The following is a 15,781-nucleotide window of genomic DNA, read 5'->3' on the forward strand; positions in this document are numbered from 1 at the left end:
ATAAATCTTTGATTGATAGGGAAGCCTGAGATAAACGCAAATAAACGCGGATAATTTCCCAAAAAGCGAGCGAATCAAAGCAATTAACGTCTTAGATAATTGGTGATTGCCAAACGTTGAGAGATTGAAGGAGCGATCGACTCATGTTTTGATACAATCCTTCAACTGCAACAATTAATTAAGATTCGGCCGCCATCGATCGGATAATATCTCCCCTAGTGAGGATGCCGATTAATTTGCCCGCAGTATCGACTACCAGCAATCGGTGGATGCTGCGATCGTGCATGAGTTTTGCAGCTTCTGGGACAGATTTGTCGGGTTCGATGGTAACTGGCTCTTTACTCATCGCTTCTCCTACTGTTTGTCCTAAAGCCTTGTGGAGTTCTCGCTCGTAACGACCTGGATTTTCTAGGTAAATCACGCTATCGAGTACCATGATGTAAGCGGGCGGAGTTACGCCGGTTTCGCGCCACATCAAGTCGGTTTCGGAGATGACTCCTACTAACAAGTCATTCTCATCTACGACGGGAAGACCGCTAATGTGTCGATCGGCTAAAATTTGAATCGCTTCATTTAAAGGCATTTCGGGGCGCGCCAAAATCGGCTCGCGGCTCATCAGATCGGCTACTGTTTTGGGCATGATTGGCGGTTGATTGAGTTTTTGCTCTACATCCGATCATATAGGGAAACCGTGACACCGATTGAAGAAAGGCAGCTCTGCTGAAGCGATTTGCGATCGGGTAGAAGCCAGGAAAAATTTTGAATGCCATAATTTGAAAGGTTTTTGCGATCGCATCCTGAAATTCTGCCGTTTGTGTGACACAGGCGGGCGATCGATCTGACAACATTGTTAAAATATGTTAAACAGCAGATAAATCCTTACCGATGCCAGAATTTCCCGCCCCAGAAGCAGATACCCAATCAGAAGCGCGCTGTGTATTAGTTTGCCAGTATCAATCTTGCCTGAGACACGGTTCAGCAGCAGTGCTAGCTGCTTTTGAAGCCCAACCAGTCCCAGGGGTGACTGTTCAGGCTTGTAGCTGTCAGGGACAGTGCAACACGGGCCCGACTGTGCGAGTCACTCCAGACGAAATCTGGTATTGTCGAGTTAAACCGAGTGATGTACCCTTGATTGTGGAAGAGCACCTCAAAGGGGGAAAACCTGTAGAGGCGCTGTTCAATCCGAGAATTCATATGCGTTATTATTATTAGTCTTGACTTGATTCGGTGAAACTTTCAAGCTCTGGCGCATCTAATAGACCTCTTGCTTTCATTCGCTTTCCAATCAGGAAATTATCTGCGTTTATCTGTGTTAATCTGCCTTAAATCTGCGGTTTTTGTATTAATCAAAAAATCATAAAATCTTATCTATTATGGAAATTACGCTTTGAAAATCAAACGAATTGCAGTTAGTTTGTTCATGCTAATTATCGGATACACTCCGCAGGTAGTAGCTCAAACGCCTGCGGTGGCTGGGGATATTTGTCCTGGAGATTTGGGGGCGAAAGTTGATGCGATCGCCAATCGTGCTGAATTTAGCCGATCGCGCTGGGGCATTTTGATACAACCGCTATCATCTACCGCGACTCTCTACAGCCGCGACGCAGCCAAATATTTCATTCCAGCATCCAATGTCAAACTGCTAACCACAGCGGCTGCTTTGCAGAAACTCGGTGCAGATTTTCGGATTAAGACATCGGTTTACAGTGGCGAAAATGGGAGTTTTTACGTTGCCGGTAGGGGCGATCCGAGCATTGCCGAGGCTCAGTTGAAGGACTTGGCGCAGCAGTTGAAACGGCGCGGAGTCGATCGCATAAACGAGTTGATTGGCGATGACAGCTATTTTCAAGGCAGTGCAGTCAATCCGAATTGGGAATGGGAAGACGCGCAAGCTGGCTATGGCGCGCCGGTTAACAGTTTGATTTACAATCAAAATGCGATCGAGTTTCTGTTGTCCCCGCAGGCGATCGGGCAACCCCTGAAAGTCACTTTTGCCGAACCAAAATTAGCAAATCAGTGGCAAATTTTGAACAATTCAGTCACAGTCTCTAAAAACGAATCCGAGTTTATTGAAGTTGGCAGAGAATTCGATCGGCCCGCAATTCGAGTTAGTGGACAGTTGCAAGTTGGTGCAGAATCTGAATCAGCTTATGTCGCAGTTATCAATCCCGCCAATAACTTTTTGCAACATTTTCAGCAAGTTCTGGCCGCTGAAGGAATCCCTGTTAAACAAGCTTTAGTTTCGTCTAGTTCTCGCAATTTCACTCAGGAATTAGCCTTTGTTGAATCGCCACCGCTGGCCCAATTGGTGAAGGAAACTAATCGGGAAAGTAACAATCTTTATGCAGAAATTTTATTGAGATTGTTGGGGAAAATTACAGGCAAGATACCTGTGCCGCAAGAGGATACAAGTGAAATTGGTTTAAAAGAGTTAAAAACAGCTTTAACTCAATTAGGCGTAAATCCCAACAGCTACATATTAGCCGACGGCTCCGGTTTGTCTCGCCACAATTTAATTAGTCCAGAAGCCTTGGTGCAAACTTTGAGATTGATGGCTAATTCACCTGCTGCGTCTATCTACCGCGCTTCACTACCCGTGGCTGGCGAAAGTGGCACTTTAAAAAATCGCATTAACATTACACCAAACCGCGTCATTTTGCAAGCAAAAACAGGAACCTTGAGCGGAGTTTCGGCGCTGTCGGGATATATCGAAGTTCCGAATTACGAGCCGCTGGTGTTTAGCATTATCGTCAATCAATCTGACCTATCGGCTGCAAAAATGCGATCGGCAACAGACGAAATTGTGTTATTATTGAACCGCCTGCGTCGCTGTTAAAACCACAGATTTAAAGTGAAAAAGTTAAGCTCAGTAATTACACTTAAAAAACTGGACAGGGCCAAACCGTACAAGTTTTAAGTTTAACTACATTCCTGCGGCGGGGATCGAAAAGCAGCTACAATAAAAGCAGAAGAATTAAAACCATTGGGTCGTTTGGGCCTGCTAACAGTCGGCGGGTTCTGTACTTCCCGAAAATAAGTCTAACTTTGCAACTATGAAGTCTTTAGATTCCGAACAGCAACACATCTTTGTCGAAACCAACAACATCCGCCTGCACTGCGTTTCTCAAGGAGAAGGCGAACTCGTGATCCTCCTGCACGGGTTTCCAGAGTTTTGGTACTCTTGGCGCCATCAAATTCCTGCTTTAGCGCGTCATTTTAAGGTTGTAGTGCCGGATTTGCGGGGCTACAACGATTCGGACAAGCCGACAACCGGTTATGATTTGGATACGCTGAGTGCTGATATTCGCGGTTTGATCGATCGCCTCGGCTATACAAAAGCTCACATTGTCGGTCATGATTGCGGTGGTGCGATCGCGTGGCATTTAGCTCAAAAGTTCCCCGAAAAACTCAACCGGTTGGCAATTTTAAACGCTCCGCACCCGCAGCGATTCGTGCAGGAAATGGCAAGTAATTTCGATCAACTCCGGCGCAGTTGGCACATTTTGGCTTTTCAGGTTCCCGGCATCCCCGAATGGTTGATCCGGCAGAATTTGAAAGATTTTGTGCAAAATATTTTTCAGGGTCAAGCTATTCGCAAAGGAGCTTTTAGCGCTGAGGAAACTAAGATTTATCAAACCGCTTTAGAAAAGCCGGGAGTGTTAGCGGCGGCGATGAATTATTACCAGCAAATGTTTCACCCGCAGCGGCTTTGGCATTGGGGGCAGAAGTTAGAACCTGTGACAGTGCCTACTTTGGTGCTTTGGGGAGAAGAAGATGCGTTTTTGAGCCACAAACTTGTAGAAGGTTTAGATCGGTTAATTACGGCTCCGTTTAAGTTAAAATTAATCCCTAATTGCGGTCACTGGATTCAGCAGGAAGCGCCGCAAACGGTGAATCGAGAATTGCTGAGTTTTTTGAGGAATTCTTCTCCTTCTTTGGCTTTGGCCTAGAAAAAAATTAACCCTTGTAAATAAGAACGGGCAAGATGCCCGTTCCACAAGAACATTAAATTTTTGTGGAACGGGCATCTTGCCCGTTCTTAATATCTGATGCACCCTACTTATTTATTAGTCCCAGAGCAAATTTTCTTGGATCAGCAGTGCAATCATCGCAGTTCTCGAACAAACACCGAGTTTGATAAAAATCCGCCTCACGTAAGTAGCAACCGTCCAGTGACTGATGTTTAAATTTTTGGCAATACATTTGTTTGGCAGGCCTTGGGCTACTAATTGCGCGATCGCCCTTTCCCGTGGACTCAGGCTAATTTCCGGTTTGTAAATTTTGCTTTGCATAGTTTTGCAGTGCAGTAATGAGTTAAAAATCTAGTCAATTAATGGTAGAATGCCCAGTTTTTCTCTAACTTCAGATAAAGGAGTTTCCCAATCAGATGCAACGTCCCAGTCAATTAATCGCTCGGCTAATTTTCCGTGTTTTAAGCCTTTGATAATTTGTCCGATCGCGCATTTGCCACTTAGCAATCCAACTAACACTAAAATCGCACAGGAAGGGCGAAATACTTGAGCGCGAGTAAACGCTTGAAGTACAAATTCATCTTCTGCAGAAGGCGAAAGACCTGTGAGAACGTGCCAAACGTCGTGGTTTCGTTGAATCCAGTCACCAGATGCGATCGGCTCAAACCCTTGTTTGTCTAAAAATCGCGCCACTTCGCACCCTAATGTTCCTGCTGGCAGTTGGCGCAATTTTTCCAAGTCTATTTCAAAATGTCGATCGCTCTCAATTTGAGGATTAATTGTTTGAGCCATCTTTAATATAACTCCTAATTGACCGTCAGCCATAATTTATTCTCGCTCCAACAATGATTTAAGTTTCTTAAAAATTAAATTCGCGTTTGTCAAGTTCATTTTTGCGCTGAATCAAGACGACTTTTTTTACACCCTCAGCTTAGAAATCGTACTTTCTATCACCGCAATTGGCTTTCCGGAGCTTTAATATTTCTTTACAAACAGTCTCAGATTTGCAATCTGCCAGTTGTCAAAATCGCGTTAGTGTTAGTTACCGCAACTTGACCCACCGGGAAATATCCGTAAAATCCACAGTATTTAGCGGTGATTGGAACTCCTTTACTTACGTATATAAATTTATTCTGCTGCTAAGTATTTGCACCTGCAATGAGTCAGAAGTTGAAGGGTGCAAAACGAGGGAAATGGGTGCTAGCAAGTGAAGAGAGTTGAAAAGACGTGAAGTAGGGTGAAGTAAACAGTTGACAGTTAACAGTTGATAGTTGACAGCTTGCCCTGTAGCAATATTATTCGCAGGGTGTGTCGCCATTAAAAATTTCTGAATTAAAATCGACTTTTCGAGTAGCGACGCACCTCAATAGCTCTCGGTGACAGAAATTTCCCTGGGCGATCGCACTTGGAGCGAGCTAGTATTTGAGAAGATTAAATTCTTCAATTTTGCCTTTAACTGAGACGTATTGACCAGTGCGCTGTCGCTCAAATGAGTGACACTCGCTTGCATCGACTGGTAAAGTATGGGGCTGCTAGCTATAAATAAAGTAGAAGTTTATAAAATGTATTGCCATAAAACGAGTTAATCTTTGGTTTTCAGCAGGAGTTTTGGCATTAATTTGGTGCGGTGCTGCTAGCGCTACAACTTATATTAATCCCAACGGCAAAACTACTTTAAACCTGTCAGAAAAAGTAAACAATCCTAACGGTTTTTATTTTACAAAAGTAGGCGATCGCGATTTTTTTGGCAATATTAAAATTACCCGTTCCCAACAAGCAGCAGGCTCTTACTATTACAATGGAACTTTCAAAGACATTTCGACTGGGCCCCAATACCTCTCGGTTAAGGAAATTGGGCCAGGCTCAGGCTAACGAGTTTACAACTATTTCAGGAGATTAAATCCTTCAATTTTGTGCTTAACCGAGAGGTATTGGACTGGGCCCGGCAAAACAATTGACATCTCCCCTCGCCTTTTCAGGCTAGGGAGATGTCAAAGCAGCAATTATGCAATAGTAGGTTGGATTTCTGTACATTGAACCCAACCTACTATTGCTAATAACTAATGACTAATCACTAATGACTAATCACTACCAAAGTTAGACTTCTTCCAACTCTTCTACATCCTGATCTTCATCAACATCCTCATCCGCATCAACATCAACATCAACATCAGGATCAACAGGAGCGACAGAATTAGCAGAAACTACAGCACCAGTCTCAAGTTTTTCCCGTACTAGCCGCTCGATCTCATTTTTGAAATCGATATTTTTCTCCATGTGTTGAATCACTTTGTCACGTCCTTGAGCAATATTTTCGCCGTTATAGCTATACCAAGAACCTTTTTTCAAAATCACTCCCATTTCGTCTGCCAAGTCAGTCAGACAGCCTAAAGTCGAAATGCCTTTGCCAAATACAATGTCAAATTCGGCAATGCGGAAAGGCGGAGCAACTTTGTTTTTAGCAACCTTAACTTTGGTGCGGTTGCCGTATTCTTCAGTACCTTTTTTCAAGCTTTGAATGCGGCGAATGTCGAGCCGCACGCTGGCGTAGAATTTGAGTGCGTTACCGCCAGTGGTTGTTTCGGGGTTGCCGTAAGTTATGCCGATTTTCTGCCGCAATTGGTTGAGGAAAATCACGGTACAGCCGGATTTGCCGATGTTGCCGGTGATTTTGCGAAGCGCTTGACTCATCAAGCGCGCTTGCAAACCCATGTGGGAGTCGCCCATGTCGCCTTCGATTTCGGCGCGGGGGACGAGGGCGGCTACGGAGTCAATGACTACGATATCGACGGCGACGGATCGCACGAGTTGATCGACAATTTCTAGGGCCATTTCGCCGGTATCCGGCTGGGAAACTAAGAGATTTTCAATATCTACGCCTAATGCTGAGGCGTAGGTGGGATCGAGGGCGTGCTCGGCATCGACGAAGGCTGCGATACCGCCGGTTTTTTGGACTTCGGCGATCGCGTGGAGCGCTAGAGTAGTTTTACCGGAACTTTCCGGGCCGTAAATTTCAATAACTCGACCTTTGGGCAAACCGCCGCCCAAAGCAATGTCCAGTGTCAGGGCTCCGGTGGGGATGGTTTCTACCCTCATGCGAGTGGAGTCTCCCAATCGGACGATCGCCCCTTTGCCAAAGCTGCGCTCGATTTGGGACAGTACGGAAGTTAGGGCTTTTTGCTTTTCTGTGTTTTCAGTAGTTTTTGTAGAAGCTTCTTTTTTTGCCATTTTCGGTACGCGGGTAGACCCCTTGCGGAGCTTGTTGATTAACTGTACAACACGTATGTTAGCAGTTATTTTTGGGGTCTGGAGGTTCTGGGAGGATTTGGTTTAAGATTCTTGATTTTGGGGTGGTTCAGCCTGAGCCAGCTTCCAGAAGGCACTCATGTAGAATGTATTCGGCATCCGGCAGAGGGTAGAATTATTGTCGGTTGGGGTATAGCGGTTCTCAAGCGTGGTGAGGTATGCCCTATGCCATATCCCCTATGCCATATCCCGGAAGCGTACCTAATATGAGAGCTCGAAAGGCTATATATACTGGTATCGATCGCTCGCTTGAGTAAGGTTTAGCATGGTCTATAGTTCCTCTGGGACGATCGCCACAATTAGGACAAGCATGGCATCTACAACACATCAAGACACATCTGTTAATCCCAAAATTCCCCAAAATTCCCGGTTGCTGATCAGCTTATTGGCGATCGGCATTTTACTAGGTATCGGATTTCGGTTCTTCGAGATCGATCGCAAACTTTACTGGCACGACGAAGTTTACACATCAATCCGCGCCGCAGGTTTCACCAGGCAAGAAATCGACGACGCACTATTCCAAAACCGAATTATTCCCGCACCAGAATTGCAGAAATATCAGCGGATCAAACCGGGAAGTACAGCAGCAGATACAATTCGTTCTTTAGCACTAGAAGACCCACAACATCCGCCTTTGTACTTTCTCATGGCTCGTTTGTGGATGCAGCAATTTGGCAGTTCTCTAGCAGCATCCCGCAGTTTGCCAGCAATATTGAGTTTGCTGTCACTGCCTTTGATGTACGCTTTAGCTCAGGAACTTTTCGCCTCAAAAAATGCGGCCTTAGTAGCAACAGCACTGTTAGCTTTATCTCCCTTTGACATCTTGTTTGCCCAGACAGCAAGGCAGTACAGTTTTCTGACAACCGTAGTTATTGGCAGCAGTTGGCTACTGTTGAGAGCAGTGCGGTTGCGGGGTTGGCAAAATTGGGCCTATTACTCGCTGGCGATCGCGATCGGCTTATACACTCACCCTTTCTTCAGTTTAACACTGATCGGACACGGAGTTTTTATAATTTCTTGCTGGCTGTTTGTTAAAAAAAGAAAATTGCGAAGTCATTTAACTAATTCTCAATTTTTCTTGGCAGTAACAGCAGCTTTAATCTTATATCTGCCGTGGATTTATGTGCTGGCGACCAATCTCCAACGAGCCTCAGCTACGACAGATTGGACGCGAGTAAATCCGGGTTGGCTGTATTTAGCAAAATTGTGGACTCTCAGCTTTACAGCCTTATTTTTTGACTTCGACTTAGGCTTTGACAATATCTGGACTTATCTGCTGAGATTGCCATTTTTGCTGTTAATTGGGGCAGCCCTTTACCAAATCTGCCGCCAAACTAGCAGTTCAACTAAGCTGTTTATTTTAACATCAATTTTTGTACCTTTTTTGATGCTGGCTTTACCGGATATCATTCTAGGTGGCAAACGTTCCGCCGTCAGCCGCTATCTAATTTCGTGCTTTCCGGGAGTACAGCTAGCAGTTGCTTGCTTGCTCGCAAGTAATGTGAAAACTCAGCAGCGGTTTTGGCAAGTAGTTTTAGCCGGGGTATTTACAGCAAGCATAGCATCCTGTACGATCAGTGCTGTTTCTGATACTTCGTGGAGCAAAGACTTGAGCTATTTTAATGCTGAAGTTGCGAGAAATATTAACAAAGAGGCGATCGCTAATCGATCGATTAAAGATACAATAGTAATTAGTGATCGCGGTAACGACTTTACTAACATGGGAGATTTGCTTTCCCTGAGTTATTTGCTTGACAAAGATGTACGGCTGATGCTGCTGAGCCAGTCGCCAGATCTGGAAATGCTGAACAGATATTCTGCTCCTCTGGTATTCCGCCCTTCGGAAAAATTGCGATCGGCATTCAAGCAAAATCAACGGCGGCTAGAACCTATATTGGAATATCCCAGACTTTTTCGAGTGCGACGAGCTTCTTAAAGTAACTTGACATAAATTCGCGATCATCCCCGGTAGGGTGCCCCGGAAAAAACTGTTTGACTTACTTCAGGTATCTGGGCTGACGCACCCTACATCTACATCTATTTAGGATAACGAAATGCAAAATATAAATAAATCCGATTCCGAACACTCGCAGAAGTTTCGCAATCTTCAGACAGAATTGCGAGAACGTTGGCGAGAAATCGAAGAATTCGATAGCGGAGATTGTGACATTATCGTCATTCCTTCTCTTAGTTTAGATCAGCAAGAAATACTGAAAGTTGAGGGTGCTTACCACTACGAAGAGCGGCATTTATTTTCATTGATTCGCCTGCGAAATCCCCGCACGCGCTTAATTTATATTACCTCGGAGCCACTGCACCCGATGATTGTGGATTATTACCTGCAATTGCTCCCAGGTATTCCATTTTCTCACGCGCGCGATCGGCTTTTGCTGTTTTCTACTTATGATGCTTCTGCCAAACCTCTTACCCAGAAAATTTTGGATCGTCCCCGCTTGATGGAGCGCATTCGTCAAGCAGTGCGGCCGACAAAATGTTATATGGTTTGTTACAACTCGACGCATTTAGAACGCGAATTATCTGTTAAATTGGGTATTCCTCTGTGGGCGAGCGATCCTGATTTGTTATACTGGGGAACAAAAAGCGGCAGCAGGCAGATTTTCAAAGAAGCTGGCGTGCCTTATCCTGACGGTTCCGAGTTGGTTTGGAATGCGGAAGATTTGGCGGAAGCTGCGGCCGAGTTGTGGGAAAGGCAGCCGGATTTGCAGCGGATAGTAATTAAGTTAAATGAAGGTTTTTCGGGGGAAGGAAATGCAATTTTGGATCTAAAACCGATCGCGAATAAAGCCCCTCAAGAAAGAGTTAAAGCAATTGGCGATTGCTTCCACAATTTGCGATTTCAATCCACAGGCGAAACCTGGGAAAATTTCAGCAGTCGCATTCCCGAATTAGGGGCAATTGCCGAAGCATTTATCGAAGGATCAGAAAAGCGATCGCCCAGTGTTCAAGGTCGAATTGTTCCCAGTGGCGAAGTAGAAATCCTCTCAACCCACGACCAGATTTTAGGAGGCCCAGACGGTCAAATTTTCTTGGGTTGCCGATTTCCGGCGGATGAATCCTATCGGCTGGCGCTGCAAGAATCGGGATGGAAAGTCGGGAAAAATTTAGCTGAAAAAGGTGCTTTGGAGCGATTTGGAGTGGATTATGTTGCCGTCAAGCAATCGGACGGCCAATGGGATCTTCAAGCAATAGAAATTAACTTACGAAAAGGAGGTACAACTCATCCGTTTATGGCTTTGAAACTGTTAACAAACGGTCGCTACGAGCGAACTACCGGATTATTTTACAGCCAGCAGGGCCGTCCGAAATATTATGTGGCTTCGGACAATTTGAAAAAGGAGCGGTATCGGGGATTATTGCCGAATGATTTGATGGATATTATTGCTGACAATCAACTCCACTTTGACAGCGGTACTGAGACGGGGAGTGTGTTTCATTTAATGGGTTGTTTGTCGGAGTTTGGCAAACTTGGATTGACGAGTATCGGCAATTCGCCGCAAGAAGCGGAGGATATGTATAACAAGGTTGTGAAAGTGCTCGATCGCGAAACTTCATACTAAATCCCAAGCAGTCATTGGTCAGTAGTCATTAGTCATTGGTCAGTAGTCATTAGTCATTGGTGATTTAAGCTAATCACCAAAGCACAGGGGATTTAAGCCCCCACCTTTAGGTGGATTGTTTTTAGGCTGGGGCTTAAATCCCCTGCCTAAAAACTTCGCACTCATCTGTCATCTGTCAACTGTCAACTGTTAACTGTTAACTGTTAACGCAGGTTTTACGCTGCGGAATTTTAGGTTGTGGCTAATTTTTAGTGGGATAAAGTGGCGTGGGATCGATCGACCCTGTGCGGTTGAGAGGCCAAAAACGGACGATCGCCCTACCGATGATATTTTCCTTGGGTACAAAGCCCCAATAATGGCTGTCACAGCTTGCGTTGCGGTTGTCGCCGAACACCAAGTAAGAATTTTGAGATACAACTACAGGCCCGTAGGGATAATTGGGAATTTCTTCAATATACTTTTCCTGTAGCGGCTGCTTGTTGATAAAAACTTTTCCCTCTTTGACTTCCACAGTATCCCCCGGAAGTCCGATCACTCGCTTGATGTAGGCATCTTTGATCGGTGGCGGCTGTCCCGTGCACAAACTCGCCGAATCGGGAGGCATAAATACGATAATATCTCCTCGGTGCGGATCTTGGAATCGATAGCTCACCTTGTCTATGATTAATCGATCGTTAATTTGCAAGGTTGGGAGCATCGAGCCAGTAGGAATGTAGCGAGCTTCAGCAACCAGGGTGCGGATGCCAAAGGCTAAAAATGCTGCTAAGCCGATCGTCTTAATTCCTTCTATCCAAGGATTCTCGGTATCTTGCGGTGGTTTTTCGTCGGCTGACTTGTCTAGACGAGTCATAAGTATTTAAGTCACTGGGCTAAATACAAATTATAGACTTAATTCGGAATTTTTTGAGGAAATCTGCAAAATCTTTGTGGGCAGGGGGAGTTTTTGTATTATCTGGTTGAGTCAAGTACATCGAGGATCACTCTAGAAGTTACAAATTTTCCGAAACTTAGTTATAGTCATTACTATTTTTAAAGCTATTTTAATGGTAAGATTTGTCCATGCTTCTACGCACATTAGTGATTGAATTATAGCTTATGCCGACCACATCAAGTTTGTTAATCCGTCGCGCTCGCATTCTGTTACCCGATGGCGAGTTTTTGGTAGGGGACGTGCTAATTAGCGATGGCAAAATTGTTCGAGTTGCTCCTGAGATTGTCGCAGAGGTCGATCGCGAAATAGATGCGATCGGCTTAACTCTGTTACCCGGAGTAATTGACCCGCAGGTACACTTCCGCGAACCAGGTCTGGAACACAAGGAAGATTTGTTTACCGCTAGCTGTGCCTGCGCTAAGGGCGGTGTGACATCGTTTTTGGAAATGCCCAATACGCGACCTCTGACAACAACGCAAGCTGCTTTAGATGATAAGCTAAGCCGTGCTGCTGACAAGTGTTTGGTCAATTACGGCTTTTTTATTGGGGCCACGCCGGAGAATTTGCCGGATTTGTTGGATGCGAATCCGACTCCGGGGATTAAGGTGTTTATGGGTTCGATGCACGGACAGCTTTTGATGGATGGAGAGGAAAATTTAGAGCGAGTTTTCTCTAAGGGCAATCGATTAATTGCAGTACACGCCGAAGATCAAACTAGAATTAATCAGCGTCGTCAGGAATTTGCCGGCAGTACCGATTTAGCAGTCCACTCGCAAATTCAAGACAATCAAGCAGCCTTGTTAGCCACTCAGCTAGCCGTAAAACTTTCTAAAAAATATCAACGCCGACTGCATATTTTGCATCTTTCAACTGGCGATGAAGCCGAGTTTTTGCGACAAGAAAAACCGAGTTGGGTAACAGCGGAAGTAACGCCACAGCATTTGTTGTTAAATACCAGCGCATATCAGAAGATTGGCAGTTTAGCTCAGATGAATCCGCCATTGCGCGAGCCCCGCGACAACGAAATACTTTGGCAAGCTTTACTCGACGGCGTAATTGATTGTATCGCCACAGATCACGCGCCGCATACATTAGCAGAAAAAGCTCAAGAGTATCCAAATAGTCCATCGGGAATGCCCGGAGTAGAAACTTCTTTGCCTTTGATGCTGACGCAAGCAGTCGAGGGAAAATGTACTGTAGCGCAAGTTTCTCATTGGATGTCGGCGGCAGTTGCTAAGGCTTATAAAATTCCCAATAAAGGGAAAATTGCTCCAGGTTTGGATGCAGATTTAGTATTGGTAGATTTGGACAAATACCGCCCGGTGATCGGAAAAGAGATGGCGAGTAAATGCGGCTGGAGTTCCTTTGAAGGTTGGAATTTAACTGGATGGCCCGTGGTGACGGTTGTGGGAGGAAAAGTTGTTTTTGAGAATGGCAAGTTGGATACAAATGTCAGGGGAGAAGCCTTGAGATTTGACGATGAGAGATAAGAATTGGCGGTTGAAACCGCGACTACACAAACTAAGTCCGCCTCCGCGGACTAAAGAATCAGGTCGGATTTAAGCGGTAGGGTGCGTCAGTTTGGAAATTGTAAATTATCACGAAAAATGTTGTTCTGACGCACCATTTATTCCGGGCTTGCGTCAGTTTTGAGATTGTGAGATTGTCGCGACAATCTCACGCTTCTGACGCACCCTACTTCACTCCAAAACTGACACCAAAATTTGTGCTAAACTTATAAAAGCATATTCCCTTATTGTCAAGGCGATATTACCTATGCTCCAAGAATTAGAAACACAACTTCTTGCCTTAACTCCGACCGAGAAATCTGAAGCAATACGGCTGTTAACCCAAAGTTTAAGCAATAGCTGGCCAGGAATAACCAAGACTCCCGGAGTTTGTGGTGGCGATGCTTGTATTGCCAAAACTCGGATTCCAGTTTGGGGACTGGTAGAGTCTCGCCGTCTGGGTATCACTGAATCAGAACTGCTAAATGACTATCCTCATATTAGCGCTGCCGACTTAGTGAATGCTTGGAGTTACGCTAATGCAAATCTTGATGAAATTGAAGCAGCCATCAAAAAAAATGAGGAAGCTTGAACTATGGTGCGTATTTATGCGGACGAACATTTCCCGCGCATAGTTAGCGAATTCTTGCGAACTGTGGGTCACGATGTGTTAACAGTTCAAGAAGCAGGAAATGCAAATCTGGGAATTCCCGATCCAGAGGTGCTAGAATTTGCTACGAGTAACGATAGAGCTGTTTTGACATTAAATAGGTTTGATTTCATCGGACTGCACAAACATCAGCCAAACCATGCGGGTATTATTGTTTGTAAAGATGACAGAGATAGAAATCGGTTGGCAATACGCATCAATGAGACTATTTCAATGGAAGAAACTTTGAGGGGTAAATTGATTCGTGTCAACCGCCCGCCGCAGTAAGTACGCGCCAGCGTAGCTATCCCGTAGGAAATCGCCCTTTTTCAATTTTCCCATTGCCTATCCAATAAATCGCCATTCCCCATCACTTCAACTTGCCACTCGTTATCTAGATAACTCAAAGAAATTTAAAAACAAATCTCTGGTTGATACTGTCTCCAGGACAGCACCAAAAAATTGTGCTAAAACACTCAGAATATATTCCCTTATTGTCAAGGCGATATTACCTATGCTCCAAGAATTAGAAACACAACTTCTTGCCTTAACTCCGACAGAAAAATCTGAAGCAATACGGCTGTTAACTCAAAGTTTAAACAATAGCTGGCCGGGAATTACCAAGACTCCCGGAGTTTGTGGTGGCGATGCTTGTATTGCCAAAACTCGACTGCCCGTTTGGCTGTTTGTGAGTTTACGCAGTCAAGGTACAACGGATGCTGAAATTCTGCAATTTTATCCTTATTTGAATGCTATAAATTTAGTCAATGTCTGGACTTATGCTGAGGAAAATTCAGAAGAAATTGCCACAGCACTCAGAGAAGAAGCAGCAGCAATGATGCAGGAAGTATAATTTATGGCACGTCTTTATGCAGATAAACAGTTCCCGTTTCCTGTTGTGGCATTGCTGCGAAATTTTGGTCACGATGCCCTGACTATTCAAGAGGCAGGAAATGCTGGAGATGATGACCCGGAAGTATTAGCTTTTGCTGCAAATAACGATCGCACGGTGATGACGCAAAATCGCCGGCATTTCATACGCTTGCACGCTGAACAACCTAACCATTCTGGCATTATCGTATGTACAGATGACAAAAATCTAGAAAGATTGGCAACACGCATTAATGATGCTATTGCTGGTGAGGAAACTTTGAGGGGAAAATTGATTCGAGTCAACCGCCCGCCACAGTAAGTGCGTGAAGCGTAGCTATCCCGCGCGTGAATCGCACTCGATCAATTTTCCCATTGCTAATCCAATAAATCGCCAGCGCCAATTACTTCAATTTGCCGCCCGTTATCTAGATAACTCAAAGAAATTTGCAAATAATTCTCTGGTTTGTACTGCAATCTTTCTGCCCATTCGATCGCCACAATCCCCAAATCCCTTTCTAATCCGTCCCAATAACTCTCTAAGTGCAAGGCTTCCGCTTCTTCGGGTTCCAGTCGATACAAGTCTAGATGGTACAGTGGAACTCGCCCTGCAAAATACTCGTTAATCAGGGTGAAAGTAGGACTTTCCACAGGTTCGGAGATTCCCAAACCTTCGGCTATACCTTGCACCAAGGTAGTTTTGCCTGTGCCTAAATCTCCTTGTAATAAGATTACAGTCCCGGCGGGGAGCGATCGACCTAACGCCATACCAAACTTGCGCGTAGCCTCAAAATCTGGCAGCAAAGTTTTCATTTCATTCATTAGTCAGTAGTCAGTAGTCAGTAGTCAGTAGTCAGTAGTCAGTAGCCTCCCCATCTCCCCATCTCCCCATCTCCCCATCTCCCCATCTCCCCATCTCCCCATCTCCCCATCTCCCCATCTCCCCATCTCCCCATCTCCCCATCTCC

General features: G+C 45.0%; 18 protein-coding genes. 12 read left to right on the forward strand and 6 right to left on the reverse strand.

Annotated elements, in window-relative coordinates:
• Nucleotides 1-178: 178 nt before the first annotated feature.
• Nucleotides 179-640 carry a CBS domain-containing protein gene (locus tag QUB52_RS22890; RefSeq protein WP_106333204.1) on the reverse strand — a complete coding sequence of 154 codons (462 nt, stop codon included), beginning with the start codon at nt 638-640 and terminating at the stop codon, nt 179-181.
• A gap of 61 nt (nt 641-701) precedes the next feature.
• Here QUB52_RS22890 and QUB52_RS22895 point away from each other — a divergent pair, with 61 nt between their 5' ends.
• From QUB52_RS22895 to QUB52_RS22910, 4 genes are all read left to right on the forward strand, one after another.
• A complete protein-coding gene (locus QUB52_RS22895) occupies nt 702-842 on the forward strand; it encodes a hypothetical protein (protein WP_265238665.1) in 141 nt (46 codons plus the stop codon).
• Between the two features lie 43 nt (nt 843-885).
• Nucleotides 886-1,212 carry a (2Fe-2S) ferredoxin domain-containing protein gene (locus QUB52_RS22900; RefSeq protein WP_265238664.1) on the forward strand — a complete coding sequence of 109 codons (327 nt, stop codon included), beginning with the start codon at nt 886-888 and terminating at the stop codon, nt 1,210-1,212.
• 181 nt (nt 1,213-1,393) lie between these two features.
• On the forward strand, nt 1,394-2,836 hold the full coding sequence (gene dacB, locus QUB52_RS22905; protein ID WP_332974856.1) for a D-alanyl-D-alanine carboxypeptidase/D-alanyl-D-alanine endopeptidase: 1,443 nt from the start codon (nt 1,394-1,396) through the stop codon (nt 2,834-2,836).
• A 217-nt stretch (nt 2,837-3,053) separates the two neighbouring features.
• Nucleotides 3,054-3,950 carry an alpha/beta fold hydrolase gene (locus QUB52_RS22910; RefSeq protein ID WP_332974847.1) on the forward strand — a complete coding sequence of 299 codons (897 nt, stop codon included), beginning with the start codon at nt 3,054-3,056 and terminating at the stop codon, nt 3,948-3,950.
• A gap of 117 nt (nt 3,951-4,067) precedes the next feature.
• Here the strand turns inward: QUB52_RS22910 and QUB52_RS22915 are convergent, their stop codons facing one another.
• Nucleotides 4,068-4,292 carry a response regulator transcription factor gene (locus QUB52_RS22915; protein WP_332974846.1) on the reverse strand — a complete coding sequence of 75 codons (225 nt, stop codon included), beginning with the start codon at nt 4,290-4,292 and terminating at the stop codon, nt 4,068-4,070.
• 30 nt (nt 4,293-4,322) lie between these two features.
• On the reverse strand, nt 4,323-4,796 hold the full coding sequence (locus QUB52_RS22920; protein WP_332974844.1) for a Coq4 family protein: 474 nt from the start codon (nt 4,794-4,796) through the stop codon (nt 4,323-4,325).
• 783 nt (nt 4,797-5,579) lie between these two features.
• Here QUB52_RS22920 and QUB52_RS22925 point away from each other — a divergent pair.
• The gene (locus QUB52_RS22925) at nt 5,580-5,843 is read left to right on the forward strand and encodes a hypothetical protein (RefSeq protein ID WP_332974842.1); all 264 of its coding nucleotides are present in this window, start codon (nt 5,580-5,582) and stop codon (nt 5,841-5,843) included.
• 225 nt (nt 5,844-6,068) lie between these two features.
• Here the strand turns inward: QUB52_RS22925 and recA are convergent, their stop codons facing one another.
• The gene (gene recA, locus QUB52_RS22930) at nt 6,069-7,199 is read right to left on the reverse strand and encodes a recombinase RecA (protein ID WP_265238656.1); all 1,131 of its coding nucleotides are present in this window, start codon (nt 7,197-7,199) and stop codon (nt 6,069-6,071) included.
• Nucleotides 7,200-7,542: 343 nt separating this feature from the next.
• Between recA and QUB52_RS22935 the strand changes: the two genes are divergently transcribed.
• Together QUB52_RS22935 and QUB52_RS22940 are read left to right on the forward strand one after the other, a co-directional pair.
• Nucleotides 7,543-9,213, forward strand: coding sequence for a glycosyltransferase family 39 protein (locus QUB52_RS22935; protein WP_332974841.1), 1,671 nt, complete (start codon nt 7,543-7,545; stop codon nt 9,211-9,213).
• A gap of 118 nt (nt 9,214-9,331) precedes the next feature.
• Nucleotides 9,332-10,855 carry a peptide ligase PGM1-related protein gene (locus QUB52_RS22940; protein WP_332974840.1) on the forward strand — a complete coding sequence of 508 codons (1,524 nt, stop codon included), beginning with the start codon at nt 9,332-9,334 and terminating at the stop codon, nt 10,853-10,855.
• A gap of 241 nt (nt 10,856-11,096) precedes the next feature.
• Here QUB52_RS22940 and lepB read toward each other — a convergent pair whose 3' ends face one another.
• Nucleotides 11,097-11,705 (reverse strand): signal peptidase I, encoded by a 609-nt coding sequence (gene lepB / locus QUB52_RS22945; protein ID WP_265238653.1) that lies wholly within the window; start codon nt 11,703-11,705, stop codon nt 11,097-11,099.
• Between the two features lie 245 nt (nt 11,706-11,950).
• On the opposite strand from lepB, the gene QUB52_RS22950 reads away from it, so the two are divergent.
• The 5 genes from QUB52_RS22950 (at nt 11,951) to QUB52_RS22970 (ending at nt 15,135) form a co-directional block, all read left to right on the forward strand.
• Nucleotides 11,951-13,276: a dihydroorotase gene (locus tag QUB52_RS22950; RefSeq protein WP_332974839.1), complete on the forward strand. Its 1,326-nt coding sequence runs from the start codon at nt 11,951-11,953 to the stop codon at nt 13,274-13,276.
• 286 nt (nt 13,277-13,562) lie between these two features.
• Nucleotides 13,563-13,886 carry a DUF433 domain-containing protein gene (locus tag QUB52_RS22955; protein WP_265238648.1) on the forward strand — a complete coding sequence of 108 codons (324 nt, stop codon included), beginning with the start codon at nt 13,563-13,565 and terminating at the stop codon, nt 13,884-13,886.
• Nucleotides 13,887-13,889: 3 nt separating this feature from the next.
• On the forward strand, nt 13,890-14,231 hold the full coding sequence (locus QUB52_RS22960) for a DUF5615 family PIN-like protein (RefSeq protein ID WP_332974837.1): 342 nt from the start codon (nt 13,890-13,892) through the stop codon (nt 14,229-14,231).
• A gap of 226 nt (nt 14,232-14,457) precedes the next feature.
• Nucleotides 14,458-14,796, forward strand: a complete 339-nt coding sequence (locus tag QUB52_RS22965; RefSeq protein WP_265238645.1) for a DUF433 domain-containing protein — start codon at nt 14,458-14,460, stop codon at nt 14,794-14,796.
• Between the two features lie 3 nt (nt 14,797-14,799).
• Nucleotides 14,800-15,135, forward strand: a complete 336-nt coding sequence (locus QUB52_RS22970) for a DUF5615 family PIN-like protein (protein ID WP_265238643.1) — start codon at nt 14,800-14,802, stop codon at nt 15,133-15,135.
• A 56-nt stretch (nt 15,136-15,191) separates the two neighbouring features.
• On the opposite strand, the gene tsaE is transcribed toward QUB52_RS22970, so the two are convergent.
• Nucleotides 15,192-15,626 (reverse strand): tRNA (adenosine(37)-N6)-threonylcarbamoyltransferase complex ATPase subunit type 1 TsaE, encoded by a 435-nt coding sequence (gene tsaE / locus QUB52_RS22975; RefSeq protein WP_265238682.1) that lies wholly within the window; start codon nt 15,624-15,626, stop codon nt 15,192-15,194.
• Nucleotides 15,627-15,781: the final 155 nt, after the last annotated feature.

Source organism: Microcoleus sp. A6-C6 (genome assembly GCF_036705955.1).
In the GTDB taxonomy this organism is placed as follows: Bacteria; Cyanobacteriota; Cyanobacteriia; order Cyanobacteriales; family Microcoleaceae; genus Microcoleus.

Coding starts and splice junctions, on each gene's coding strand:
- QUB52_RS22970 (WP_265238643.1), top strand. CDS start 14,800: ATGGCACGTCTTTATGCAGATAAACAGTTCCCGTTTCCTGTTGTGGCA.
- QUB52_RS22920 (WP_332974844.1), bottom strand. CDS start 4,796: ATGGCTGACGGTCAATTAGGAGTTATATTAAAGATGGCTCAAACAATT.
- QUB52_RS22960 (WP_332974837.1), top strand. CDS start 13,890: ATGGTGCGTATTTATGCGGACGAACATTTCCCGCGCATAGTTAGCGAA.
- QUB52_RS22955 (WP_265238648.1), top strand. CDS start 13,563: ATGCTCCAAGAATTAGAAACACAACTTCTTGCCTTAACTCCGACCGAG.
- QUB52_RS22900 (WP_265238664.1), top strand. CDS start 886: ATGCCAGAATTTCCCGCCCCAGAAGCAGATACCCAATCAGAAGCGCGC.
- tsaE (WP_265238682.1), bottom strand. CDS start 15,626: ATGAAAACTTTGCTGCCAGATTTTGAGGCTACGCGCAAGTTTGGTATG.
- recA (WP_265238656.1), bottom strand. CDS start 7,199: ATGGCAAAAAAAGAAGCTTCTACAAAAACTACTGAAAACACAGAAAAG.
- QUB52_RS22915 (WP_332974846.1), bottom strand. CDS start 4,292: ATGCAAAGCAAAATTTACAAACCGGAAATTAGCCTGAGTCCACGGGAA.
- QUB52_RS22910 (WP_332974847.1), top strand. CDS start 3,054: ATGAAGTCTTTAGATTCCGAACAGCAACACATCTTTGTCGAAACCAAC.
- QUB52_RS22965 (WP_265238645.1), top strand. CDS start 14,458: ATGCTCCAAGAATTAGAAACACAACTTCTTGCCTTAACTCCGACAGAA.
- lepB (WP_265238653.1), bottom strand. CDS start 11,705: ATGACTCGTCTAGACAAGTCAGCCGACGAAAAACCACCGCAAGATACC.
- QUB52_RS22940 (WP_332974840.1), top strand. CDS start 9,332: ATGCAAAATATAAATAAATCCGATTCCGAACACTCGCAGAAGTTTCGC.
- QUB52_RS22935 (WP_332974841.1), top strand. CDS start 7,543: ATGGTCTATAGTTCCTCTGGGACGATCGCCACAATTAGGACAAGCATG.
- QUB52_RS22950 (WP_332974839.1), top strand. CDS start 11,951: ATGCCGACCACATCAAGTTTGTTAATCCGTCGCGCTCGCATTCTGTTA.
- QUB52_RS22890 (WP_106333204.1), bottom strand. CDS start 640: ATGCCCAAAACAGTAGCCGATCTGATGAGCCGCGAGCCGATTTTGGCG.